22 protein-coding genes are annotated in these 23,922 nt (G+C 64.3%); 14 read left to right on the plus strand and 8 right to left on the minus strand.

Annotation, left to right across the window (positions count from 1 at the left end):
* The first annotated feature begins 104 nt into the window (after positions 1 to 104).
* Genes FJ988_RS26290 through FJ988_RS26300 form a run of 3 tightly spaced genes read left to right on the plus strand, consistent with a single transcriptional unit; the run spans position 105 to position 3,846 of the window.
* A complete protein-coding gene (locus FJ988_RS26290; protein ID WP_140821469.1) occupies positions 105 to 1,721 on the plus strand; it encodes a GMC family oxidoreductase in 1,617 nt (538 codons plus the stop codon).
* On the plus strand, positions 1,718 to 2,932 hold the full coding sequence (locus tag FJ988_RS26295; protein ID WP_140821471.1) for a mandelate racemase/muconate lactonizing enzyme family protein: 1,215 nt from the start codon (positions 1,718 to 1,720) through the stop codon (positions 2,930 to 2,932). Before FJ988_RS26290 ends, FJ988_RS26295 begins: the two co-directional genes overlap by 4 nt.
* Complete coding sequence (locus FJ988_RS26300; RefSeq protein WP_140821473.1) at positions 2,929 to 3,846, plus strand: NAD(P)-dependent oxidoreductase; 918 nt, start codon at positions 2,929 to 2,931, stop codon at positions 3,844 to 3,846. The genes FJ988_RS26295 and FJ988_RS26300 overlap by 4 nt, the downstream gene beginning before the upstream one ends.
* Positions 3,847 to 3,919: 73 nt before the next feature.
* Here FJ988_RS26300 and FJ988_RS26305 read toward each other — a convergent pair whose 3' ends face one another.
* The gene (locus FJ988_RS26305; protein WP_140821475.1) at positions 3,920 to 4,858 is read right to left on the minus strand and encodes a diacylglycerol kinase family protein; all 939 of its coding nucleotides are present in this window, start codon (positions 4,856 to 4,858) and stop codon (positions 3,920 to 3,922) included.
* 832 nt (positions 4,859 to 5,690) lie between these two features.
* Between FJ988_RS26305 and FJ988_RS26310 the strand changes: the two genes are divergently transcribed.
* Together FJ988_RS26310 and FJ988_RS26315 are read left to right on the plus strand one after the other, a co-directional pair.
* Positions 5,691 to 6,815, plus strand: coding sequence for a hypothetical protein (locus tag FJ988_RS26310; RefSeq protein WP_140821477.1), 1,125 nt, complete (start codon positions 5,691 to 5,693; stop codon positions 6,813 to 6,815).
* Positions 6,816 to 6,950: 135 nt separating this feature from the next.
* The gene (locus FJ988_RS26315) at positions 6,951 to 7,460 is read left to right on the plus strand and encodes a hypothetical protein (RefSeq protein WP_140821479.1); all 510 of its coding nucleotides are present in this window, start codon (positions 6,951 to 6,953) and stop codon (positions 7,458 to 7,460) included.
* A gap of 6 nt (positions 7,461 to 7,466) precedes the next feature.
* On the opposite strand, the gene FJ988_RS26320 is transcribed toward FJ988_RS26315, so the two are convergent.
* Positions 7,467 to 8,093, minus strand: a complete 627-nt coding sequence (locus tag FJ988_RS26320; RefSeq protein WP_140821481.1) for a hypothetical protein — start codon at positions 8,091 to 8,093, stop codon at positions 7,467 to 7,469.
* 149 nt (positions 8,094 to 8,242) lie between these two features.
* Between FJ988_RS26320 and FJ988_RS26325 the strand changes: the two genes are divergently transcribed.
* Positions 8,243 to 8,737 (plus strand): YegJ family protein, encoded by a 495-nt coding sequence (locus FJ988_RS26325; RefSeq protein ID WP_140821483.1) that lies wholly within the window; start codon positions 8,243 to 8,245, stop codon positions 8,735 to 8,737.
* Positions 8,738 to 8,846: 109 nt separating this feature from the next.
* Here FJ988_RS26325 and FJ988_RS26330 read toward each other — a convergent pair whose 3' ends face one another.
* From FJ988_RS26330 to FJ988_RS26340, 3 genes are all read right to left on the minus strand, one after another.
* Positions 8,847 to 9,821 (minus strand): DUF3137 domain-containing protein, encoded by a 975-nt coding sequence (locus FJ988_RS26330; protein WP_140821485.1) that lies wholly within the window; start codon positions 9,819 to 9,821, stop codon positions 8,847 to 8,849.
* An 82-nt stretch (positions 9,822 to 9,903) separates the two neighbouring features.
* A complete protein-coding gene (locus FJ988_RS26335; RefSeq protein ID WP_140821487.1) occupies positions 9,904 to 10,941 on the minus strand; it encodes a CapA family protein in 1,038 nt (345 codons plus the stop codon).
* Positions 10,942 to 11,019: 78 nt separating this feature from the next.
* Complete coding sequence (locus FJ988_RS26340) at positions 11,020 to 12,174, minus strand: TauD/TfdA family dioxygenase (protein ID WP_181183674.1); 1,155 nt, start codon at positions 12,172 to 12,174, stop codon at positions 11,020 to 11,022.
* A 172-nt stretch (positions 12,175 to 12,346) separates the two neighbouring features.
* Here FJ988_RS26340 and FJ988_RS26345 point away from each other — a divergent pair, with 172 nt between their 5' ends.
* Both FJ988_RS26345 and uvrB read left to right on the plus strand, forming a co-directional pair.
* Positions 12,347 to 13,273 (plus strand): LysR substrate-binding domain-containing protein, encoded by a 927-nt coding sequence (locus FJ988_RS26345; RefSeq protein ID WP_140821491.1) that lies wholly within the window; start codon positions 12,347 to 12,349, stop codon positions 13,271 to 13,273.
* Positions 13,274 to 13,386: 113 nt separating this feature from the next.
* Positions 13,387 to 16,464 (plus strand): excinuclease ABC subunit UvrB, encoded by a 3,078-nt coding sequence (gene uvrB / locus FJ988_RS26350; RefSeq protein ID WP_140821493.1) that lies wholly within the window; start codon positions 13,387 to 13,389, stop codon positions 16,462 to 16,464.
* Between the two features lie 2 nt (positions 16,465 to 16,466).
* Here the strand turns inward: uvrB and FJ988_RS26355 are convergent, their stop codons facing one another.
* Positions 16,467 to 16,928, minus strand: coding sequence for a hypothetical protein (locus tag FJ988_RS26355; protein ID WP_140821495.1), 462 nt, complete (start codon positions 16,926 to 16,928; stop codon positions 16,467 to 16,469).
* A 389-nt stretch (positions 16,929 to 17,317) separates the two neighbouring features.
* Here FJ988_RS26355 and FJ988_RS26360 point away from each other — a divergent pair, with 389 nt between their 5' ends.
* The 6 genes from FJ988_RS26360 (at position 17,318) to FJ988_RS26385 (ending at position 21,376) form a co-directional block, all read left to right on the plus strand.
* A complete protein-coding gene (locus tag FJ988_RS26360; RefSeq protein ID WP_140821497.1) occupies positions 17,318 to 18,844 on the plus strand; it encodes an ABC-F family ATP-binding cassette domain-containing protein in 1,527 nt (508 codons plus the stop codon).
* A gap of 135 nt (positions 18,845 to 18,979) precedes the next feature.
* Positions 18,980 to 19,366, plus strand: coding sequence for a nuclear transport factor 2 family protein (locus FJ988_RS26365; RefSeq protein WP_140821499.1), 387 nt, complete (start codon positions 18,980 to 18,982; stop codon positions 19,364 to 19,366).
* Positions 19,367 to 19,462: 96 nt separating this feature from the next.
* Entirely contained in the window at positions 19,463 to 19,645 is a 183-nt protein-coding gene (locus tag FJ988_RS26370; RefSeq protein WP_140821501.1) for a hypothetical protein, read from the plus strand.
* A gap of 156 nt (positions 19,646 to 19,801) precedes the next feature.
* Complete coding sequence (locus tag FJ988_RS26375; protein WP_140821503.1) at positions 19,802 to 20,218, plus strand: glyoxalase/bleomycin resistance/extradiol dioxygenase family protein; 417 nt, start codon at positions 19,802 to 19,804, stop codon at positions 20,216 to 20,218.
* Positions 20,219 to 20,388: 170 nt separating this feature from the next.
* Positions 20,389 to 20,742, plus strand: coding sequence for a DUF1428 domain-containing protein (locus FJ988_RS26380; protein WP_140821505.1), 354 nt, complete (start codon positions 20,389 to 20,391; stop codon positions 20,740 to 20,742).
* 64 nt (positions 20,743 to 20,806) lie between these two features.
* Entirely contained in the window at positions 20,807 to 21,376 is a 570-nt protein-coding gene (locus tag FJ988_RS26385; protein WP_140821507.1) for a dihydrofolate reductase family protein, read from the plus strand.
* Between the two features lie 72 nt (positions 21,377 to 21,448).
* Here FJ988_RS26385 and FJ988_RS26390 read toward each other — a convergent pair whose 3' ends face one another.
* Together FJ988_RS26390 and FJ988_RS26395 are read right to left on the minus strand one after the other, a co-directional pair.
* Positions 21,449 to 23,083 carry a tetratricopeptide repeat-containing sulfotransferase family protein gene (locus FJ988_RS26390; protein WP_140821509.1) on the minus strand — a complete coding sequence of 545 codons (1,635 nt, stop codon included), beginning with the start codon at positions 23,081 to 23,083 and terminating at the stop codon, positions 21,449 to 21,451.
* A gap of 219 nt (positions 23,084 to 23,302) precedes the next feature.
* Positions 23,303 to 23,698, minus strand: coding sequence for a Kazal-type serine protease inhibitor (locus FJ988_RS26395; protein WP_140821511.1), 396 nt, complete (start codon positions 23,696 to 23,698; stop codon positions 23,303 to 23,305).
* Positions 23,699 to 23,922 lie beyond the last annotated feature (224 nt).

A 23,922-nucleotide genomic window follows, 5' to 3' on the forward strand; every position in this document is an offset into this window, starting at 1 on the left:
CCGCAGCGGTCGCTTTTTTCACAAGCCATGCCGGAAGGTCCGGCGACGACGTGAGCCGGCAATGTCTAGGCTAGACCGCGAATTTCGGAGCGCGCCGGCCCATCATGCAGACTTACGATTTCATCATTGTCGGCTCCGGCTCGGCCGGCTCTGTCGTTGCCGAAAAACTTTCGGCCTCGGGCCGCTTCTCGGTGCTGGTGCTGGAGGCCGGGGGGACCGACCGGCGCTTCTATGTCCAGATGCCGCTCGGCTACGGGAAGACCTTCTTCGATCCGGCCGTCAACTGGAACTACAAGGCGGAGCCGGATCCGGGCCTCAGCAACAACGCCGACCATTGGCCCCGCGGCAAGCTGCTCGGCGGCTCGAGCTCGATCAATGCCATGGTCTTCATCCGCGGCGCGCGCGAGGATTTCGACGCCTGGGCGGCCGCCGGGAATCCGGGCTGGAGCTATGACGAGCTGCTGCCTTCCTTCAAAGCGATGGAAGACAACGAAGCCGGCGCCGACAAATGGCGGGGCACCGGCGGGCCGTTGCATGTCACCGACTGCTCGAGCGCGGTGCATCCGCTGACCAAGCGCTATCTGACAGCCGCCGGACAGGCCGGCCTGCCGTTCAACCCGGACTTCAACGGCGCCTCCCAGGAAGGCGTCGGCGTCTACCAGATCACGACGAAGAGCGGCCGCCGCATGTCGGCCGCCCGCGCCTTCCTGCGGCCGGCGATGAAACGCGGCAACGTCCGCGTCGAGACCAACGCGCTGGCGACGAAAATCCTGTTCGAGGGCAAGCGCGCCGTCGGCATCGAATATGAGCAGAACGGCGAGAAGAAAACCGCCCGCGCCGGCCGCGAGGTGATCCTGTCGAGCGGCTCGATCAACTCGCCGCAGCTGCTGCAGCTTTCCGGCGTCGGCCCATCGGCGTTGCTCGGCAGCCTCGGCATCCCCGTCGTCCACGCCAACGACAATGTCGGCGCCAATTTGCAGGACCATGTCGGCATCAACTACACGTTCAAGGGCAAGCTGCCGACGCTCAACCAGATCCTGCGGCCCTGGTGGGGCAAGCTTCTGGTCGGCATGCAGTACATCCTGCTGCGCTCGGGCCCGCTGTCGCTGTCGATGAACAATGCCGGCGGCTTCTTCCGCACCGACCCGTCGATGACGCGGCCGAACATGCAGCTCTATTTCCAGGCTTTCTCGACCGTCATCCCGAAGAGCGGCGAACGTCCGATCCTGACGCCCGACCCCTGGCCGGGTTTCTCCATCGGCCTGTCCAACTGCCGGCCTTCTAGCCGCGGCGAGATCATGATCCGCTCGAACAACCCACGCGACTATCCCAGGATCACCGCCAACGCCTATTCGACCAACGCCGATGTCGACGAGATGCTGGCTGCAGTGAAGTTCGTCAGGAAAATCGCCGCGATGCCGGCCATGGCCGAGATCATCGAGGAAGAGGTGCTGCCGGGACCGTCGATCCAGTCGGACGCCGACCTGATCCAGGATTTCAGGAAACGCTCGGGCACCGTCTATCACCCTGTGTCGACCTGCCGCATGGGGCCGGACGCTTCGCGCGCCGTCGTCGATCCGCGGCTGAAGGTGCACGGGCTGGAGTCGCTGCGCGTCATCGACGCCTCGATTTTCCCCGACAACATCACGGGCAACACCAACGCCGCCTCGATCCTCACCGGATGGAAAGGCGCCGAGCTGGTTCTGGAGGATCACAAATGAAAATCACCGACGTCAAAACCTGGGTTGTCGGCAATCCGCCGCCCGGCATCGGCGGCAAGTATTTCATCTTCGTCAAGCTCACCACCGACGGCGGCGTGGTCGGCTATGGCGAGGCCTATAACGCGACCTTCTCGGCGCATGTCACCGCGAGGATGATCGAGGACATGGCCGAGCGTTATCTGGTCGGCCGCGATCCGCACGACATCGAGAACTTCTTTCGCCGCGCCTATTCCTCCGGCTTCACACAGCGCCCCGACGTCTCCGGCATGGGCTGCTTCTCGGCGCTGGAAATGGCCTGCTGGGACATTATCGGCAAGGAAGCGAACAAGCCGGTCTATAAGCTGCTCGGCGGCCAGGTGCATGAGACCCTGCGCTCCTACACCTATCTCTATCCGCACACCGGCAGCGTCCATTCCGAGGACGCGCCGAGCGGCAAAAACGTCTACAACGATCCCGATCTCGCCGCCGCCTGCGCGCTCGAATATGTCGAGCAGGGTTTCAATGCCGTCAAGCTCGACCCGGCCGGGCCCTACACCGCCTTTGACGGCCACCAGCCGCGGCTGCTCGACATCGACGTTTCGGCCAGCATGATCAAGGCGATCCGCGAGGCGGTCGGCAGCCGCGCCGACATCCTGTTCGGCACGCATGGCCAGTTCACCGCTTCTGGCGCCCTGCGCCTCGCGCGCGCCATCGAGCCTTACGATCCGCTCTGGTTCGAGGAGCCGGTGCCGCCGGATATGCCCGAGGTGATGGCGCAGGTCGCGCGCGGCACGTCGATCCCAATCGCCACCGGCGAGCGGCTGACGACGAAGTTCGAGTTCGCCCGAGTCATCGAAAACCGCGCCGCGACCATCCTGCAGCCGGATCTCGGCCGCTCCGGCGGCATCCTGGAAACCAAGAAGATCGCCGCCATGGCCGAGGCCTATCACATTCAGGTGGCGCCGCACTGCTACTGCGGCCCGATCGTGGGTGCGGCCAACATCCAGCTCGCGGTGACGCTGCCCAACTTCCTCATCCTGGAATCGCTGAAGCAGTGGGACGGCTTTCACGAAAAACTGCTCAAGAAGAAGATCGAATGGCAGGACGGCAACGTCATCCCCTCGAAGGAGCCCGGCCTCGGCGTCGAGCTCGACGAGGCTGTCTGCGATGCGTATCCCTATAGCGGCAAGGACCTGCATCTGCAGATGATGCAGACGCCGCTGATGCCGTGACCCAAGCTTACGCCTTCATCGGCCTCGGCCATCTCGGCGGCAACCTTGCCGCCAGCCTGCTGCGCAAGGACTTCGCCGTCACCGTCGTCGACCGCGATCCTAAAGCTGTAGAGCGCCTCGTCGCGCTTGGCGCCATTGCGGCGACCAACCCGGCCGAGGCTGCCGCCCGCGCCGGCAACGCGATAACCTGCCTGCCCTCGCCCAAGGTCAGCGAGGCGGTGCTGGCCGGTCCCGACGGATTGCTTCAAGGCCTGCCGGCGGGCGGCACCTGGATCGAGATGTCGACCAACGGCCGCGACGAGATATTGCGGCTTGCCGCCCTCGCGTCGAAGAAAGGCATCGAGACGCTCGAATGTCCGGTGACCGGCGGCGTGCATCTGGCGGCGGCGGGCAAGATCACCGCTTTGGTAGGCGGCGATGGAGCGCTCTACGAAAAGCACCGGCCGGCGATCGAGGCGATGTGCGCGAAATCCTTCCTGATGGGGCCGGTCGGCTCGGCGGCGGTGATCAAGGTCATCACCAACATGCTGGCCTTCATCCATCTGGTCGCCGCAGGCGAGGCGCTGATGCTGGCCAAGCAAGGCGGGCTCGACCTTGCCCAGGCCTATCACGCCATCGTCGCCTCCTCCGGCAACAGCTTCGTCCACGAGACCGAAAGCCAGCTTATCCTGAACGGCTCCTACGACATCGGCTTCACCATGGACTTGGCGCTGAAGGACCTCGGCTTCGCGCTCGCGATGGGCCGGGATTTCGGCGCACCGCTCGATCTGGCCTCACGCGTAAACGCCATCTTCGAGCAAGGTAAGCGCGCCTATGGCGGCGATGCCTGGTCGACGCAGATCGTCAAGCTGCTCGAGGATGAGGTCGGCACCGAGCTGCGCGCGCCCGGTTTCCCGGCCAAGCTCGAACTGTAATCCGGGCAAAAATTTAGCCAGCTATTTCAATCGCCTGACCGCATCGGTTGAATCAGCCTCTGAGCCAGTTGACTCAACCTCTCAGCGTCAGCGCGCCCGGCAGCATCTCGAACGTCGCCGGAATCCGTCCCGGCGACTCCCCGTCGATATCGACCAGCGCCCAGTTCTTCTCGGCATCGCCGAGCGGTTCGACCAGCACCTTGCGGCCGCGCAAGATGGTGATGGCCGGGTGGTTGCGGTGCCGGCCGCCATAGAGCAGGCGGATGTCCCTTATCAGGCCGAGCTTGCCGGCGGCGCGCAGTATGACGATGTCGAATTGCCCGTCGGAAAGCTCGGCATCCGGCGCGATCATCATGCCGCCGCCGAAGAATTTTCCGTTGGCCACCGCCACCAGCGCCATGCGCGCCTCGACCGGTTCGCCGTCGTCGATGGTGATCCTCACATCCTGAAAGCGGTAGCGGATGAACTCCACCACCGTGCGCCAGAAGAACAGCGCCTTGGCCGACACCCTGCCCTTGCGCTTGTCGGCATTGACGGCGCGGTCCGTCGCGCCGGAGAGCCCGAGGCTAGCGATGTTGATGAAATGGCGGCTGGCCAGCGCGCCGTGATCGTCGATGTAGCAGATGCGTCCGGCATCGATTTTCCGTGCCGTGGCATCGGCGATCCGCTTCAGCGTCGCGTCGACGCCGCGCGGCAAATCCAGCCCGCGCGCAAAGTCGATGCCCGTGCCACAGGGCAACAGCCCGAGCGCGATCGTCCGGCCGGTTTCTTCCTGCGCCTGCAGCAAGCCGTCGGCCACTTCGCTTGCCGTGCCGTCACCGCCGGCTGCGATGACCAGTTCGCATCCGCCGGCCGCAAGGTCGATCGCCAGCCGTTCGGCATCGCCGCTCGCCTGCGTTTCGCGCAGGTCGAATTCGCCGAAATGCGTCCGCAACGAAGCCGCGGCCTCCGGCCAGTGCCGTTTGAGCCTGCCGCCGCCCGCAATCGGATTGAGAACCACCCCAAGCTTCAATCCAACCCCTCCCGGATGGACGAAAATCCTTTGCCGGCATTGAACCCCGGGCCGAACGCCAGGGCAAGGCGGTGGCGTGCGAATCCCGCCGAAATTCGGGGCAGGCTGTCTAAAGGGTCCGGCCGCCAGATTCCGAGGCTTCTTGCATTGGTCCCCGATAATCCCGCTATCCACAGGTCCGGGGGCATTCCGCAAACCGCTTATCCGGCGTAGGTTCAACTCATCTCAGGCGGCTACCGAACGCCCCAGCCGAAAGGCAAAAGCGCAAGGCGGATTTCCTGAGGCCCGTACGGCCCAGAACGAGAGCGGGTTCGCCTGCTGGAGGGACGGATGCCGAGACCTACGGGTACCGCGGAAAGCGTTCCAACGCCGACGGCGGACCGATGCTGCCATGAAGGCCGGTCAAAACCTTCGATGGCACGCTGGGCGAAGCTCGCAAGGGTGGAGATCGGCGTGGTCCGGAACGGACGCTGCCCTCGGGTAGCGACTGGCAGGACCGTCAAAATCAAGGCCGACCTGGCGCGACATCTTTCGGGAGTTGCTGCCGAGATCGTGTCCTGATCTGACAGGGAGGCGCTGGGAGAGATCCCGGCGCCGACTGTCTTTTGGAAACGCGTTCCGGCCCATTTGGCCCCCTCTCCGCTAACCAGCTTCGCGCGTTGTTTGATCGCGCGGGCTTTCTCTCACGCCAAAATCGGCTAATTTTCAGCGTGACGTGAAGGGGGAAACTTCATGCCGTTGACCCGAGAGCTCGCCGTTGCCGGCACCTTTGCCGGGCATGGCAACCTTTACCGGCCATCATGCCGCCCCTTCAATCCGGGCGCGGCGTGACATGTTCCTGCTGCGCTGGCTGAGACGGCTCCTCAAGACAATCCTCTGGTTGATCGTTCTTGTGGTGCTGATCCCGGTCGTCGGACTGACCTATGGTTTTCTCACCACGTCTTCCCTCGACAAGAGCCCGCTGCCCGGCATCGCCGAAGGCGCGCCGCCGCCGGCAATTGCTCAGAAGGTCAGGCAAGCCACACCGGGCTATCAGTTGCCGCAGCTTTCGACGTGGCTCGCTTACCCGAAATCGGCCGCCGTCCATGCCGCGCGCGACTACGCCGCCTTTGTCAGCAAGGACCAGCCGAGTGGCTTTCCTTACTGGACCTATGTCGGCCGCTACTGGCAGGACTATGCGGTGGTCATCCGTGCAACCTCCGCCCGCGGCGTCGACATCCTCGACTACGCCATGCCGACGGTCATCGGCACCGGCCTCACGATCGATGGCGCCGTCCAGTGGGCATACGAGAACACCGTCGGCCGCGTCACCGAGGTGATCGCAGGCAAGCGCATCGCCGCCGACACCTATCAGGCGAAGGTTGCGGCCGACTTTGCAGCCTCTCTCGATAGCGAGCCGTGGTCGGACTTTGCCTATGCACAAAAGCGCGCCGAGCTGTTCGCCGTCGAGCCGGCCACCGGCGACGACTCCGTCCGCACCAGCGAACGCAAGCTCGCTTTCGGCTTTGCCGACACCGTCAAGCAATGGTGCGCCGATCTAAGCAAATCGGTGTTCGCCGACGACCCCGGCCCGGCCGACATCCATGTCTGGGCCAAGGGACCGGTCGGCGAGGCGGCGCGCAACGAGCCGGACACGCTTCTGGAACGCGACCTCGGCGCCGACGGCACCATCTTCATCACCAGACGCTCGCAAGCCTTCACCGATATGACCCCGCGGCTGATCGACAAGGGCGTGTCCTTCGTCGAGATCGGCGGCAATGACGAGATCCTGGTGACGGTGCTGTCGAGCGCCGAAGTCGCCGCTCCCGAAGGCTCGCGCATCCTGTTCAGCCACCAGGTGCCGATCGATCCGGACACGCGCCGGACCGCGCTCACCGTCGCCGTGCGCAAATTGCACAACGTGCTGCCGGCGCTGGCCAAGGCCGGCGCCAGGCTGGAGCGCGTTTACGTCGACTGATGCCTTTCGGCCACGATCATGGCCTCAGCAACACTCGGCAATGCGCCGTCATCGACATTTCACAATGGCGGCCAAATCCCGCCTTTTTCGCACGCGATGGGTGCTGCCGGAGATGAATTTCGAAGGGACAAGACCGTGATCAAGACCGCCCTTGTCGCCATGACCATTGTCGGTTGCGACTGCGACGCCAAACTGTGCGAATATATCGGCGAGACGCCCGCCAAATGGGCGACGATCGCCGATTGCGAAGCGGCGATGAAGAGCCAGATGCTGCACCAACGCAATTTCAACTATCCGCTGGTGTCGGGCATCTGCCGCGAGAAAGGCTCGGCTTCGTCCGCCAGACTTGCCGCGGAAGCTTCCAAGCCCGATTTGCAGCCGGCGAACCGCACCGTCGAGGCGCCGTTGCCGCCCGAAATCAGCCATCGCCCCAGCGTACCGGTCGGCGGAATGGTGACGGCCAGCGAAGCGGCAGCCGCCAGGCCGGTCGCGTTCGAAAGCGTGGTCGATGGCGGCCGCGCGGTCGTCTATCGCACCAAGGCAGGCTATGCCGTGGTCAAGACCGATCTCAGCCGTGCCGCCGGCGCAACCATGGACGCCGCAAAAAGGTCGGCGAACTGGCTGGCAGGCCTGACCGGTCTTTGAGCCTGCCTAAAGTTTAATTTTCAGCGTCTCCCAGAACTTGTCGATCAGCGGCTGCTCGGTGGCATTGTCCTGGTCGCCGATGCGCGTGATGAACAGCAGCCCCTGATCGGTAGTGCCGAAGCCGACGATCTCGAAATCCGCCCTGTCGGTGCGCGTCTTCACCGTGGCCTTGAGGCCGGTCAGTTCCTTGCCGTCGGCAAGCTTGCGGGTCGCCGGCTCCTGCGTCAGCTCTCCGCCCGCCTGCACCGTTTCCTTGGTCATCTCCTGCAGCATCAGCTGGTTGAGCGAGACCGGATTCATCTTGTCGTATTTCTGCACCACGACGAGGGTGCCTAGCGCCGAGGCCATCAGATACTGGGCGATGCCGTCGCCAAGGTCGGTCTTCGTGACCGAATAATTGCTCGGATGGACGAAGGAGAAAGTGCCGCCGGAAAAGGAGGCGAAGTCATTGTGCTCGAGCCGCACCTTGCTGGTCTTGCCGCCGGGCAAGGTCACGTCCACATCTTCGCCCGGATCGATGTCAACGCTGACGCCGTCGATGGTCAGCTTGAAAGCCTTCGGGTCCTCGGCGCGGGCGAACCCGGTGCAAAGCATGATCGCGGCGAACGCCGCGGCCGCAAACTTCCTTGTCATGTCCTGTCCTCCATGCAGTTCCGACGTCGTTCCGAGTAGCCGCTATCATTCTTCGATGACGGTTAGCGTGGCTTACTTTACAAAACCACCCAATTGATCAAGCCCTCGCGATGCGGAAAGATGGTGCTTTGAAGTTGGGGGGCTCTTCGATGACTTTGGCTGTTCGCGCCGCGCTGTGTCTTGTTTCCGTATTAGCGTCGGCGACCGCTGGCGCGCAGGCCACCGACCCGAATGACGACCGCGTCGCCATATTTGCGCCGGGCGATCCGGAAATGGCGGCCGCGACCAAACAGGCGCTTGCCAGCCTCGACGAATTCCTGGCGCTCGCCGAGGCTCCTCCGGTTGGCACTTCCCGCTTCAAACTGAAGGTGAAGATAAAGGACGGCAACGTCACGGAACATTTCTGGGTCGTCCCCTTTCGCCGGACCGAAGGCGGATTTGTCGGAATTCTGTCAAACCAGCCGGCGGAAGTGCACAACGTGATGCTGGGCCAGAACATCGAATTCACCAGGAATGACATTTCCGACTGGGGTTACACCAGAAACGGCCATCAGGTCGGCAGCTTCACCGCCTGCGTGATGTTCAAAAGGATGTCGAAGGAAGAAGCTGACGACATCCGCACCCAATACGGCTTCGACTGCTAGAGCGTTTCACCGTTTCACGGAAACGGCGAACCGCTCTATCTCTCTGTTTTTGCGCGATTCCGGACGGAAAACCGCTCACACTTTTCCTGGAATTGCTCTAGGCCGAGCGCTAATCAGCCGCCGCCTCGTCCCTCGCGCCGATCTTGCGCACCAGCGCTGCAGTCGCCAGCATCGCGCCGAGATCGGTGATCATCGGCGCGACATGCGTGTTGTAGTCGATCGGCTGCGAAATATCCGGCAATTCGAAGAAGTTCCTCGAGCGCGGCATCAGCAGGAACCCGTCGCTGCCGCCGAGCGCGACGCGCGCCTGGTCGTAAGGCCATGTCTCGCGAAGCCAGGCCAGCGCCTTTGCCATCCGGCCCGTCACCAGCGGCCGCGCCGCCTCGACATTGTCGGTGCGGAATTCATAGGTGGAATCCAAATCCTCGACGCCGCAGGTCAGCTCCTGCATCTTCGAGGCGAACATGCCGCGGAAGAAATGCGCGACCTTGCCGGCCTTGCGCGCCGCGACCAGCGTTCCCGGGAACGGTTCGATGGTCTCGAAGGCGACAATCACGCCCTTGAAGGCAACGGTCTCGCTTTTACCGGTTCCTTGCGATAACCGCGCCTCGTAGAGCTCGAACGGGAAATCCTCGTAGCGTCCCGAAATGACGTCGTCGAAGCTCTGCCGGTTGAAGGGCCCGACCGTTTCGCGCGGCAACCTGTCGAAGGAGTTCGGCCGCGCGCCATGCTGGTAGCGCACGTCGCGCACGAAGCCGAAGATCATCGGCAAAAGCGTGTCGCGAAAGGATTGCTGCAGCCGCGTCGCCGGCTTCATCGCCTGGAAATAGAGCACCGACGCGGCAACCATCCCGCCAAGGTAGAGAAACACATGCGGCGTCGAAAGCCACTGCTCGTGCGGATCGGCGGCGGCGTTGAACAGCCAGGCAACCAGCGCGACGAAGACGATGACCAGGCCGACAAAGACGGGCACCCGCCAGCGCACCTGCCTCTGTGCCGACGCCCGCTTTGCTTCATAGGCTTCGATGTCGCGCCTGATGCCGGCGATGACAGCCTCGCTCGGCATGAAATCCGCTGCTTCCATGGCCAACCCCCGGCCGCGCTGAGATGGCAGCGATCATAACGGCATTTGAGTGAAAGTCGCCAGCGGCTACGAAGATCGACGGTCAGAGCTGCAAGCTTGGAAAAATCGCCCGCAGGCGAGCTGAAACCCTCGCCGGCCGATTGAGCGCGTCTACGGGCACCAGCCGCTCATGACCGCCTGCCTGCTGCCGCATGAAGAAATGCAGCTTGTAGGCGGCGACTTTGCCACGGGTCGCGGGATCGGCGCTGACATCGGCGACAAGGATCGAGCCGATGCGTGCCGGCCAAGGTTGCCAGGCAAGCGACGTGCCGAGGAAATCGCCAAGGCCGTAGGCGACGACCGTCTTGCCGATCCGTTCCGCCGGCTGCACGACATGGGCATGATGTCCTGCGATCAAGCCGACGCCATGGCCGGCCATCAGCCTTGCCAGCATGCGTGTCGCCGGCCGAGGGAAATGCCGGAACTCCCAGTCCCAGTGCGGGACGGCGCAGGTGAGGTCGGCGGCCGCGGCCTCAGCCATCGGCCATGCCGACGAATCCATGGAAACGCGCCCTTCGAACGCCGCCGCCTCGGCATTGCGCCACCGCGTGAAGGCCGCAAAGCCGATCGTCAGCGGTCCGGCCGCATGGTGCTGGACAGGTCCGCCGGCCACCGTGCCGATGGTTCGAATGCCGAGCCGCTCGAGCGCCGCGACCGTCTCGTCGAAACCGGCCACGCCCTGGTCGAGCACATGATTGTTGGCCAGGGACAGCACCAGCCTGCCGCGCTCGATCCCGGTAGCCGCAAGCGCATCGGCCAGAAAGCGCTCGCTCATGGCATGATGCGTACCGAACCGCGTGCCGAAAGCGTTGCGCGCACGCTCGACGATCGGGCTTTCGCAATTGCCGACCACCAAGTCGGCGGATGCAAGCAGCGCCGCTATCGCCGGATCGCATTCCGGCGCGTCGCGGTTGGCCACGGCGGAAAGGTCGCCGATGAAAGCGAGCCGCACCGTCCGCGCCGGCGGCTGCTCGATCAGCGTCGCCTCAGGCGCCGTGAACCCGCCGCGATCGCCGCCGAGTGACGGTTTCAGCAAGCGCGGCAGCCAGGACAGCTTGTAGGAAAGCGGATAATTCGACACCGAGCGAGCCTGTCAGCACAAGCGACCACGGTGGACAATCCACCTGACCCGCGAAGCGCTGGCCGCACCATGCGAAAATCAGAAAATCGCGCCCTGGTAAAGCACCGCTTCCGTCTCTTGCGGCGCGAAGCGGCGCGCCAGCGTGCGCAACGCGCTGTGGACGCCGTCGCGGTCGAGATTGCAGCTTCTGAGATGGCGGACAGCCAGCGTCGGGTCGAAGGCGGTGCGGCCATGCAGGACGCGCTGGTTGTCGAAGACCAGCACCTCGCCCGGCTGCAGCTGGTGCTGGAACTGGTTGGCCGGATCGCATATCAGCCGCGTCAGCTCGGCCAGCGCCTCGATCAGCCCGTCGATCTCCTCGACCGCACCGGCCTGCGGCGCCAAGCAGCGGTCGTTGTAGCGAATGCCGGTTATGGCGCCGCTGGCGTCGAGGCTGACGACATGCGCCTCGGCGCTGAAGAAGACCTCGCCGGCATGTTCGCGGTGGAAGGTAACGCCGTGGCGGGTCAGCAGATCGAACAGTTCGGGGTTCTTCCTGCGCATCTGTTCGGCGACCTGGAAACCGTCGACCATCAGCGAGGTGCCGCCACTGCCCGCTCCGGTGCGGATGGCATGGAAGAAGATGAAGCCGGGCGGCGAGTAGCGGAACGGCTCGTCGGTATGTGGAATCTGTGCCCGCGCCGTCTCGCCGGCCACCCTGGCATCGGGGCGTGAAATCAGGTCGAACACCTTGCCGTAGCTCGTCTCGCGCACCGGACCGTAGCGGCCGGCAACGCGCAATGTCGCCTCCGGCTCGGCCGGAACGCAGGTCAGCATGGCGATACCGTGGTCGCGCAACGCGCGCAGCGAATGGAATAGCGCCTCGTCGTCCTCGACCACCGCGTCGAAGGGGAAGCGGCCGAGACGGCCGGCCAGATCGCTGCTCCATAGCTGCGGCTGAAAGCGGCGCGCGCCGGCTTCGCTTGCCGATCCAATATGAGCGGCAAGCAGCCCAGGCGCGAAGTGCGAGACATGGCCGTCCTGCCAGGTCACGCTCATCTCGCCCGCCAAGGAAATCTCGACCGACGCCGCGCGAATATCGGCCGGCACGTCCGCCGGCGTCAGCCACCGCTTTCCCGAAGCGGTATCGCCGCAGGTGTCGCACTCGCAAGCAAGCCGCAGCCAGCGCATCGACAGTCGGCCGGCGGTGCCATCGTCGAATTCGACGGCGATGCGCGCGCCTTCGTTGCGCATGGAGCGTATCGGGCGTGCGCTTGCCGGTTCATTTTCAATGACGGTCGGGTGCTTCGGCGTATCGAGCATGGAAGTGATGCCTTCGTGTTGAATTGACCTCAACAAGGCTAGGATCGATTGGGACTATTCTCAAACGAGTTCCCTTCGACAAGTTTTGAGTTATTCTCAATCCATGATGCTTCGTGACCTTCCCTTATCCGCTTTGCGGGCGCTGGCCGCGGCAGCGCGCACCGGCAGCCTGACGCGCGCCGCCGAGCAACTCGGCGTCACGCCGGGCGCTGTCGGCCATCAGTTGCGGCAACTGGAGGAGCGGCTTGGCGTCAAGCTGGTCCGGCGCGACGGCAATGGCATCGTGCTCACCCGCGCCGCCGAAACGGCACTGCCCGACATCGATCGCGGCTTCGACGCACTGTCCTCCGGCTTGCGGCGGCTGCGCTTCGAGCGCCGCGCCGAGAGCTTCACCATCTGCGCCGACCCCTCTTTCGCCTCGCTCTGGCTGGCGCCGCGCCTCGACCGCGTGCGCGCCGCGCTTGGCCGACTCGATGTGCGCATCGTCGCCTCGGTCGCGCTGGATTCCATGCTGGAAGAAGGCGTCGACCTCGCCATCAGCTATCGCAACAGTTCGGCAAAAGATCTCGCCTCGCTCGATCTCTTCACCGAGCGCGTCATCCCCGCTTGCGCGCCGTCGCTGATCCGGAACCGCCCTTGGTCGGATGGCGCCGAAACGCTGGACAGATTGCCTTTGCTGCATATCGATCCGACCATGGGCGACGACGTCTACCCGACATGGCGCGACTGGTTCACGGCGGCGGGCCGGCAACGTCGAGATCTCGACCAGGGGCCGCGATTCGCGCTGACTATCGTGGTGGCGCAGGCGGCGATCGCCGGTCTGGGCGCGCTGCTCGCCAGCGAGCTGGTGTTGCGCCGGCATCTGGAGCCGGGCCAGTTGATCGAGATCGCCCGCGACGTGCCGGCCTTGACCATCAAGCGCCGCCTCGTCTGGCCGCTGCATGGCCCCAAGGCCCGCCGCGCCGCCGCCATCGCCGCCCTGCTGGCACAGGCGACCGGCTCGGAAATCGAAGGCGCTCTGCCCTCGTAAGGCAGGTGTTTTGTCACGTCTCCTGACAGCCTTCTGTCAGCAGCCTCGGCTGGCGCAACCGCCCCTTTCACTCCGCTCTTTCCATTTCGGCCGAGTCCTCCCATATTCGGGGCATGGCCAAACGCACCGACACGAAAACGCCTTCGCCGGCGCAAGAGGGCGCGCCGAAGCGGCGCAGCCCGTTGACCGAATTCCTCGACGCCGCCGAGCCGCTGAACCCCGGTGGTTTCGCCGAAGCGCCGCAGGCCGATTTCACCGGCGCGCCGCTGACCGGCTCGATCGCCGACTGGGCCGGCCAGATCGAGCGCGAGGCGGAAAAGCAGCCCAAGGCGAAGGCGCCGAAGAAGATCCCAGAGCGCTCGTCGGCACCAGGGCGCACTGCGCGCGGCACCTCGATGGGCGGCGCCGCGTCGGCCAAGGAGCGCGCCGCCGCCGGCCTCAACCCGGTGGCCGGCCTCGACATCAGCCTGGAGGACGCCGAGACGGTGTCGTCGAGCGGTGTCACCGCGACGGTGGCGGCGCTGTCGGCGCTGATCGAATCCGGCAACCCGCTGCACAAGGACGGCCAGCTCTGGACGCCGCACCGGCCGGCTAGGCCGGAAAAGTCGGAAGGCGGCATCGCTATCAAGATGGTGTCGGATTTCGAGCCGGCCGGCGACCAGCCGACCGCCATCAAGGACCTCGTCGAAGGCGTCGACCAGAACGATCGCACGCAGGTGCTGCTCGGCGTCACCGGCTCCGGCAAGACCTTCACCATGGCCAAGGTGATCGAGGAGACGCAGCGCCCGGCCTTGATCCTGGCGCCGAACAAGACGCTGGCCGCGCAGCTCTATGCAGAGTTCAAGAAATTCTTCCCGGAGAACGCGGTCGAGTATTTCGTCTCCTACTACGACTATTACCAGCCCGAAGCCTACGTCCCGCGCACCGACACCTATATCGAGAAGGAATCCTCGATCAACGAGCAGATCGACCGCATGCGCCACTCGGCGACGCGTTCGCTGCTCGAGCGCGACGACGTCATCATCGTCGCTTCGGTGTCCTGCATCTACGGTATCGGCTCGGTCGAGACCTATACGGCGATGACCTTCCAGATGCAGGTCGGTGACCGGCTCGACCAGCGCGCCTTGCTCGCCGACCTCGTCGCCCAGCAATACAAGCGCCAGGACATCAACTTCGTGCGCGGCTCGTTTCGCGTGCGCGGCGATACGATCGAGATCTTCCCGGCCCACCTCGAAGACCGCGCCTGGCGCATCTCGATGTTCGGCGACGAGATCGAATCCATCACCGAGTTCGATCCGCTGACCGGCCAGAAGACCGGCGAGCTGAAAAGCGTCAAGATCTACGCCAACTCGCACTATGTGACGCCGCGCCCGACCTTGAATCAGGCCATCAAGTCGATCAAGGAAGAGCTCAAGCTTCGCCTGCAAGAGCTTGAAAAGGCTGGCCGCCTGCTGGAAGCGCAGCGGCTGGAGCAGCGCACCCGTTTCGACCTGGAGATGCTGGAGGCGACCGGCTCCTGCGCCGGTATCGAGAATTATTCGCGCTATCTGACCGGACGCCAGCCGGGCGATCCGCCGCCGACCTTGTTCGAATATGTGCCCGACAATGCGCTGATCTTCATCGACGAAAGCCATGTTACCGTGCCGCAGATCGGCGGCATGTATCGCGGCGACTTCCGCCGCAAGGCCACGCTTGCCGAATACGGTTTCCGCCTGCCTTCCTGCATGGACAACCGGCCGCTGCGCTTCGAGGAATGGGACGCCATGCGCCCGCTCTCGGTCGCGGTTTCGGCGACGCCCGGCGGCTGGGAGCTGGAGCAGTCCGGCGGCGTCTTCGCCGAGCAGGTCATCCGCCCGACGGGGCTGATCGACCCGCCGGTCGAGGTACGTCCGGCCAAGAGCCAGGTCGACGATGTCGTCGGCGAGATCCGCGACACGACCCGGGCCGGCTATCGCACGCTCGTCACCGTGCTGACCAAGCGAATGGCCGAGGACCTGACCGAATATCTGCATGAGAACGGCATCCGCGTCCGCTACATGCATTCCGACATCGACACGCTGGAGCGCATCGAGATCCTGCGCGACCTGCGCCTCGGCGCCTTCGACGTACTGGTCGGCATCAACCTTCTGCGCGAGGGCCTCGACATTCCGGAGTGCGGCTTCGTCGCCATCCTCGACGCCGACAAGGAAGGGTTCCTGCGTTCCGAAACCTCGCTGATCCAGACCATCGGCCGCGCCGCCCGCAATGTCGACGGCAAGGTCATCCTCTACGCCGACCAGATCACCGGCTCGATGGAACGCGCCATGGCGGAGACCAACCGCCGCCGCGAGAAGCAGATGGAGTGGAACGCCGCCAACGGCATCACGCCGGAATCGGTGAAGTCGCGCATCGCCGACATCCTCGACTCCGTCTACGAGAAGGATCATGTCCGCGCCGACATCTCGCAGTTCACCGACGATGCGGGCGCGATGATCGGCAACAATCTGAAAACCCATCTCGAGGCGCTGGACAAGCAGATGCGCGATGCCGCCGCCAATCTCGACTTCGAGAAGGCCGCCCGCGTTCGTGACGAGATCAAGCGGCTACGCGAGATGGAGCTTGCCATCTCCGACGACCCGCTGGCGCGCGAGGTGGAAGGCCAAAGCCCGGCCTCGGGCCGCGAGAAGGGCAAGCACAATAAGGGCGTGGCCAAGCACCGCACGGCCGAGGAGCAGGAGCGCTTCCGCAAGCTCGACGAAGCGCGCGCCGCCGAGGAAGCGGCCAAGGCCGCCCGGCCCAACATGTTCCGCAAGCCCTCGATCGACGACATGGGTCCCGGCACCGATATGCCGACGCCAGCCGGCGCCGTCTCGCGCTCGCTGTTCAAGAAGCAGTCGGCGCAGGAAGCGCATGGCTCCGACTTCGGCATTCCGGGCGAGGCCACCAAGCCGCTTTTCAAGAAGAACTCGCTCGACGAGATGACGGTGCGCCGTACCGAAAAGCCGGTCGAAGGAAAGAAGCCGACCAAGCCACAGCCGATCTCCCCCCTCGTGGGGGAGATGCCCGGCAGGGCAGAGGGGGGCGCGACGGAACGCGACGGTTCCGACAAACCGATTGTCCGCCAGCGCTCAGGTATCGGCTCTTATGAAGATCCATCCGACGAGCGCCGCCAGAAGCGCCGGCCAGGCAAGACGGGGCGGCCGGGGAGCTAGCCTCAAATTTGTTCGTATTCTCGAACGAATGGCTCGCCGTTGAATGTGTGCGTGCAACAGGAACAACCCGGCTTCATGTCTTCCAGCCTGAGTTCCGGGTCGACGAGCGCCAAACGATTGTCCCCGTCGACACATAGCCCGCTGTAATATGAATTTTCTCCAACGCGAACGAACGGTTTCCTTTCGGCCTCGTTGAGGGCGACCATCCAGAAGATCGGGGCTTGCCGGTCCAGTCGTGCAACGGCCTGGCTGTGGACTTCCGCCCAGTCTTGGCCAATTTTGGACAGCAGGAATTTGAACAGCGGCGTGTAGTCGAGACCCTGTCGTTTCTCGCCGTGCATCGAGCCACGGCTTGTCCTGTCTTGAGTCTTTGTATGCCGGGAAAACTTGTAGTCGCTGCCTCCATGGCGAACGCCATGGGTTCGAGTGTTCACCCGGCGATAGAGCGGTTCTTTGCCATGCATTCAGAGAAACTCGTTTGGCGGTATCCAGTATTCGCTAAGGCGAATTCTGATGGATATGGCCGGCGGGCGCAAGATAACTTGCCGACACCCTCTGGTCATCGTCAGCCGAAGCCGATTGAGGTCTTGCCATCCGCCCCTCCCCCGGTGTACCCAACCCCAACTGAAACGTCTTGAAAGGAGGGCTGCGTGTTTACGTTCTATCGTCACCATCGCCAGCGTGGCCCGATTTCCGCCCTGCGAGCTTGCTTGCAGGGCTGACCGGACGGTCCGGGTTTTCCCGTTTCGATTTTTGGTCTGCCCTTCGTGGTGCCGCTAGCCTGAGCATGAAGCCGGCATGCGCACCGTCAAAGTGCAAAGCCGGACTTTCCGGCAAGACCAGAGAAATCCAAATGGCCCTGATCAGCCTCAAATCCCTCGGTGTCACCATGAGTGCGCCGCTCTTTTCCAATCTCGACCTCACCATCGGCGCCGGCGACCGGCTCGGCCTCGTCGCCGCCAATGGCCGTGGCAAATCCACGCTTCTCAAATGCCTGGCGGGCGAGTTCGAACCCACCATCGGTGACATCACACGGTCGCGCGGCCTGCGCGTCGGCCATGTCGAGCAATCCGTGCCCGACGCGCTGCTCGACCGGAGCTTCTACGACGTCGTCGCCGACGCCTTGCCGGCCGAGCAACGCGACAGCGAGCTGTGGCGCGTCGATGTCGTGCTGGATTCGCTCGATGTCCCTGAAGAGATGCGCGGCCGCACAATGCGCGCCTTGAGCGGCGGCTGGCAGCGGCTGGCGCTGATCGCGCGCGTCTGGGTCACCGATCCGGACGTGCTGCTGCTCGACGAGCCGACCAATCATCTCGACCTCGCCAAGATCGGCCAGTTGGAGACCTGGCTGAACGCGCTGCCGCGCGAGGTGCCGGTGATCATCGCCAGCCACGACCGCGCCTTCCTCGACGCCACCACCAACCGCACTTTGTTCCTGCGCCCGGAAGACTCGCCGGTCTTCGCCCTGCCCTACTCGCGCGCAAGGCAGGCTCTCGATGAACTCGACGCCGCGACGGCGCGCAAGTTCGAGCGCGACATGAAGGTCGCGCAACAACTGCGCAAGCAGGCCGCCAAGTTGAACAACATCGGCATCAACTCCGGCAGCGACCTTTTGACGGTCAAGACCAAGCAGCTCAAGGAACGGGCGGAGAAGCTCGAGGACGCGGCGGTGGCGGCGCATCGCGAACGGTCCGCCGGCGCGATCCGACTGGCCAACCGCGGCACCCACGCCAAGGTGCTGATCACGCTGGAGGACGCGGCGGTCGAAACGCCCGACGGCACGCTGCTGTTCAGGACCGGCAAGCGCCATATCTGCCAGGACGACCGCATCGTGCTGCTCGGCCGCAATGGCGTCGGCAAGTCGCGCTTCATCGCCATGATCCACAACGCCATCGCCGAGCCCGGCTCGGTGCCGAACGTCAAGGTGACGCCGTCGACCGTGCTCGGCTACAGCGACCAGGCGCTGTCGGGCATCGGCGGCGACGACACGCCGCTGGCCATGGTCTCGCGACGCTTCGAGGTGGGTGAGCAGCGGGCGCGATCGCTGCTCGCCGGCGCTGGCGTCGCCATCGAAATGCAGGAGAAGAAGATCGGCGCGCTGTCCGGCGGGCAGAAGTCGCGGCTGATGATGCTGGTGCTGAGGCTCATCCATCCCAACTTCTATCTGCTCGACGAGCCGACCAACCATCTCGACATCGACGGCCAGGAAGCGCTGGAGGAAGAATTGCTGAAGCACCAGGCGAGCTGCCTGCTCGCCTCCCACGACCGCTCCTTCATCCGCGCGGTCGGCAACCGCTTCTGGCTGATCGAGAAGCGGCGGCTGACCGAAGTCGACAGTCCGGAAGAGTTCTTCCAAGCCGTCGCCGGGACAGACGATTGAGTGGCGAATACACAGATCTGGCCGGCATCAGAAATACTGCCGGCCAGGCAAAAGTATTGGCGTTAGAACGATACTTTCCCATCGGCTGGAAAAGGCGCATCCTGATGGTCCCGCTAACCGAGGGAGGAAACGGTCATGCGCGGAGTGGACGTCGTCAAAAGCCTTTATGACACTTACGCAAGACGTGACATCGGGGGCACGCTCGCCCACTGTTCCGACGATGTCGTTTTCCGCTGGATCGCCGAACCGCATGCTCCTTACATCGGAACAGGCAGCGGCAAGCAGGCATTCCTTGCCCGCCTGATGACGCTGGACGCCGAGTTCGAATACCGCAGCTTCGTCCCGATGGACATCGTCGACGGCGGCGACAAGGTCGCGGCGCAGGTGGAAATCCATCTGACTCACAAAGCCTCCGGCCGCGAGATTGTCATGCACACCGCTGACTTCTGGACGATACGCGATGGCAAGGTCATCCAGATGGTGGAGTATTACGACACGGCACTCGCAGCGTCGCTGATCTGAACAACAAATCTTTCGGCGGTCTGTCGGATCGCCGACCGCCGCCGCGTCCTTGGGATGCCGACACGATGATGCCGGCATCAACCAGGGAGAAGTGTCATGTCGGTACTGTCATCCATCGGCCGCCTTGCCAGTCGCTATACCGCGGCACGCACCCGTCACCGCGGCGAGCGCATCCTGCTTTCGCTGCCGGCCGAGCTGCGCAAGGACATCGGCTTTCCGGAGATTTTCGAAACGCGGGAAACCCGCCGCGCCGCAACTTTCTCGCCGAAGATCATATAAAGTGGCGTTTTCGATGCGATACTCTCGCAGCGGCTCTGGCCGCCCGGGCCGTCGAGCCCGGCCCTTTAAAAAATCTTCGAGAGGCATGTAGGATCGCCGCCGCCTCATCCGTCCTTGGGTCGTAAACCAGATCAACCCGTGAAGAGGAACACGAGAATGAACGATCAGACCCCGCCCCGCGCCAAGGTTCTTGGCGGTTTGACGCCCTATTTGCAGGTCGACGGCGCCACCAAGGCGGCCGAATTCTACAAGAAGGCCTTCGGCGCCGAGGAAGTGTTCGCCTATCCGCCGGACGAGCAGGGCCGCACCATGCACATCCATCTCTACGTCAACGGCTCGACCTTGATGCTGTGCGACGCCTATCCCGAGCATGGCCATCCGCATAAGCCCGCGCAGGGCTACACGCTGCAGCTCCATCTCGGCAGCGAAGACATCGACGCCTGGTGGCAGCGCGCCGTCGACGCCGGCTGCGAGATCGTCACCCCGCTGCAGGTGATGTTCTGGGGCGATCGCTGGGGCCAGGTGAGGGACCCCTTCGGCGTCGACTGGGCGATGAACGCGCCGGTAAATTGAATTTTCGCCTTTTGTTTTCTCGCAATTCCGGACGGAAAACCGTTTCACACTTTTCCTGGAATTGCTCTAGCGAGCGGCGTCGCCCGCCTTCAGCGTGGCTGACGCGTTCACCCGCGCCGGGTCGTATCCCCGCCGACCCGGCGCTCGTTTTTCAGCAAAGGAGTTTCATCATGTCCTATGTCGACGGTTTCGTGATTGCCGTGCCGAAGGCCAACCTCGATGACTACAAGAAGCTGGCCAATCTCGCGGGCCCGATCTGGATGGAGCACGGTGCGCTCTCCTATGTCGAATGCATCGGCGACGACGTGCCTTATGGCGAGCTGACCTCGTTCCCGCGCGCCGTCCAGGCCAAGGACGACGAGATCGTCGTCTTCGCCTGGGTCGTCTACGACTCCAGACAGACCCGTGATGCGGTCATGGCGAAGGTGATGGCCGATGAGCGTCTTAAGATGGACTGGTCTGCCATGCCCTTCGACGGCAAGCGCATGATCTTCGGCGGCTTCCAGCCGTTCGTGGAACTCTAGGCGCATACCGACACCAGCGGCGAGACGCGAAACACGTCTTCATTTCTCAAGACAGGACCGATTTATGCGCAAGCTGATCGTATTCAACAGCATATCGCTCGACGGCTATTTTACCGACGGGCACGGCGGCATGGACTGGGCGCACAGCCAGGATCCGGAATGGAACGCTTTCGTGGCCGACAATGCCAAGGGCGGAGGCATGCTGGTGCTCGGCCGCGTTACCTACGACATGATGATCCAGTTCTGGCCGACGCCCCTGGCCGCGCAGATCGCACCCATCGTGGCAGAACGCATGAACGCCATGCCCAAAATCGTGTTTTCCCGCACGCTCGACACGGCGAGTTGGAACAACACCGAGGTGGTCAAAAGCGGGGTGGTGGCGAAGCTTCGACACCTGAAGCAGCAGCCGGGCAATCACATGACGATCCTGGGGAGCGGCAATCTCGTCGCTCAATTGGCCGAGGAGAACCTGATCGACGAATACCAGTTCGTCATCGTTCCGGTCATGCTCGGCGCCGGCAGGACGATGTTCGAAGGCATCGGCAACCGGCTCAATGTGAAGCTGGCCCGGTCACAGGCCTTCGGCAACGGCAACGTCTTCCTGCGCTACGAGCAGAAGGCGCGAGCCGCCTGACACGTCCAGAGGATCAGGACGACGTTTCGACCGCCGCCACCCTGATCCGGCACGCAACATCGGTCTGGCGGTTCAGCCCAGCTTGTCGAGCAGCGGCTTCAGCCGATCCCCATACCGCTTCCACAGATCGACCGAGCCCTGATACATCGGCTGCCGCACCTGCGCGGCCGATGCCGTGCGCACCGGTCGGTCGGTCTCGTGGAAGGACAGCACCTTGTCGTCCCAAGGCAGGCCGAGATAGGCCATCAGCGCCCTTGTCTGGCCTTCCTGATCGGCGACGAAATCCTCGTAGCGCACGTCATGCACCACGCCGGGCAGCACCTTGTGCCAATGCGCCATGATGTCGGTGTAGAGGTTGTGGAAGTCCGCAAGCTCGCCGAGGTCGTAGCCGTAGCGATGGCTGTCGCCGCGGAAATGCACCTTGAAGATCGACAGGCACGTCGCAGCCGCGTCGCGCGCGCAATGGATGATCTTGGCCTTGGGCAGCATCATGTGCAGGAAGCCGACCAGCAGGAAGTTGCCCGGCATCTTGTCGGTGACATGGCGCAAGCCCGGGTATCGGCTGTGCAGCATGTCGAGATAGGCCTGGCCGGCTTCGGCGAAGGCTTCATCCGGCATGTCGGCGACTCCCCATGGGAAACCGCCGGGCATATTCATCGGAAACTGCTTGCCGACCGCCGTCTTCAGGATATTCAACTCGCCGGCGCCGAACACCTGCGGGTGGCTGGCGATGATCTGCTCGACCAGCGTCGTGCCCGAGCGCGGCATGCCGACGACGAAGATCGGCGTGTCGTCGGAAATGCCGCTTGGCCTGTGCTTCTCGAAGAAGGCCCCGTCGAAGACCGTCTTCATCGCCTCGAACTCGTCGCGCGTCCTCACCGGGTCGTAATTGATGGCCTGGCGGCGGATGGCGTTGCCCTCGGCGAAATAGTCGAAGGCGCGGCCATAGTCCTTGAGATCGTCATTGGCCTTGCCGAGGCCGAAGGAGAGCTGCATGCGCGCCAGGCTGCCCTGCGGCGCCTTGGCATGCTCGGCCTCCATGCCCGAAAGCTCCTTGTCGCGCTCGCCCTGGCGCTTGACCTGGGTCAGCAACAGCCAGGCCTTGGCCATGGCCGGCGCGACCGCCACCGCCTGGCGGGCGAGGTCGGCGGCTTCGTCGAGCTTGCCCTTTTCCATCATGGCGACGCCCTGGCCGTAGAGCAGCTCGGCATCCTTCGGCCGGATCGACAAGGATTCGCGGAACAAGGCGATCGCCTCGTCGAGGCGTCCGGCCTCCTGCAGCGTTTCGGCAAGGCCGATGCGCGCGCGGACGTGGAACGGATTGCGGCCGAGCGTACCGCGATAAATGTCCTCGGCGGCATCGAACTGGCCGAGCTGCTTGAGCGAGGAACCGAGATTGTCGCGCGCTGCCAGTTGGTCCGGCTTGAGATCCACCGCGCCGCGGAAGAAATCGACGGCGGCCGCCACGCGGCCGAGATCGCGCATGACCGTGCCCATATTGTTGAGGAAGTCGGCATTCCGCGGCTGCAGCGTCACCGACTGTTCGATTAGCTCGAGCCCTTCCTCGCTGCGGCCGGTCTGATGCAGCAGCAGCCCCAGGAAATGCAGCGCCGCCGCATGGTTCGCCTGCTGGCCCAGCACTTGCCGGTAAAGCGCCTCGGCCTCCTGGCGGCGTCCGGCCTGGTGCAACTGCAGCGCGCGCTGCACATGGGGATCGAGCGGGCTCGCCGTTCCCGGCTTGCCACCCGCGTTCGCCGCCCGTCTTTGATCTCTGTTAATGGGAAACCTGCCGCGTTTGTTGGTCCGCCGGACCTAAGCCATACGGGCGGCAGATTCAAGGCTAACCGTCACAAGCTGGCGCGTTGCGACGTCCATAACCCCCGCTACAAGAACCCGTTCCTTGCCCGGCAAGCCGACCGTTCCTGCTCAGCAAGGCCCGTCGCCGACGATGCGATAGTCCGCGGCGCGGGCCTCGCAGGCGTTCGGGAATGTCCGCACGTCGCCGTGCCGCCGGGCGCAGACCGGCGCGTATTCGCGGGTGCAGAAGATTTGCTCGCCACCTCCACCGCCGCCGCCGTCACGGCACGGGCCGTCGCGCACAATCCGGTACCCTGCCCTGTCGGCCAGGCAGGCATTGGCGAAGGTCTGGCGGTCGCCGCCGCGGCGGGCGCAGACAGGCTCGTATTCCCTGGTGCAGAATTGCGGCTCCGGCCTTGGCGGACGCGGCCGCGGACCATCGTCGACCACGACGGTGCAGGCCGCCATCAGGACGGAAAGGAGGAGCATGACAAAGCCCTGCCGCGAGATGGCGAGAAATCGCATATGTCCCTCCTCCGTGCCGCCATATGATTTCGGCTCGCGACATCCTCGCATCCCCTGCCGCAAACGCAACCACCGTTTGCACGGCTGGAAAAGGTGTATTCGGCAGTATCGGCATGGCCCATGCCTGATCCATGTCTGGCCGATGCCCCGCCGGGACGGATCTATCGAGGCGCCGCGTTGGGCGCGCCATGGGCCGCCCGCGGCTGTCGTCTTGCAACCATCAC

The organism is Mesorhizobium sp. CU3 (assembly GCF_006442965.1).
GTDB lineage: Bacteria > Pseudomonadota > Alphaproteobacteria > Rhizobiales > Rhizobiaceae > Mesorhizobium.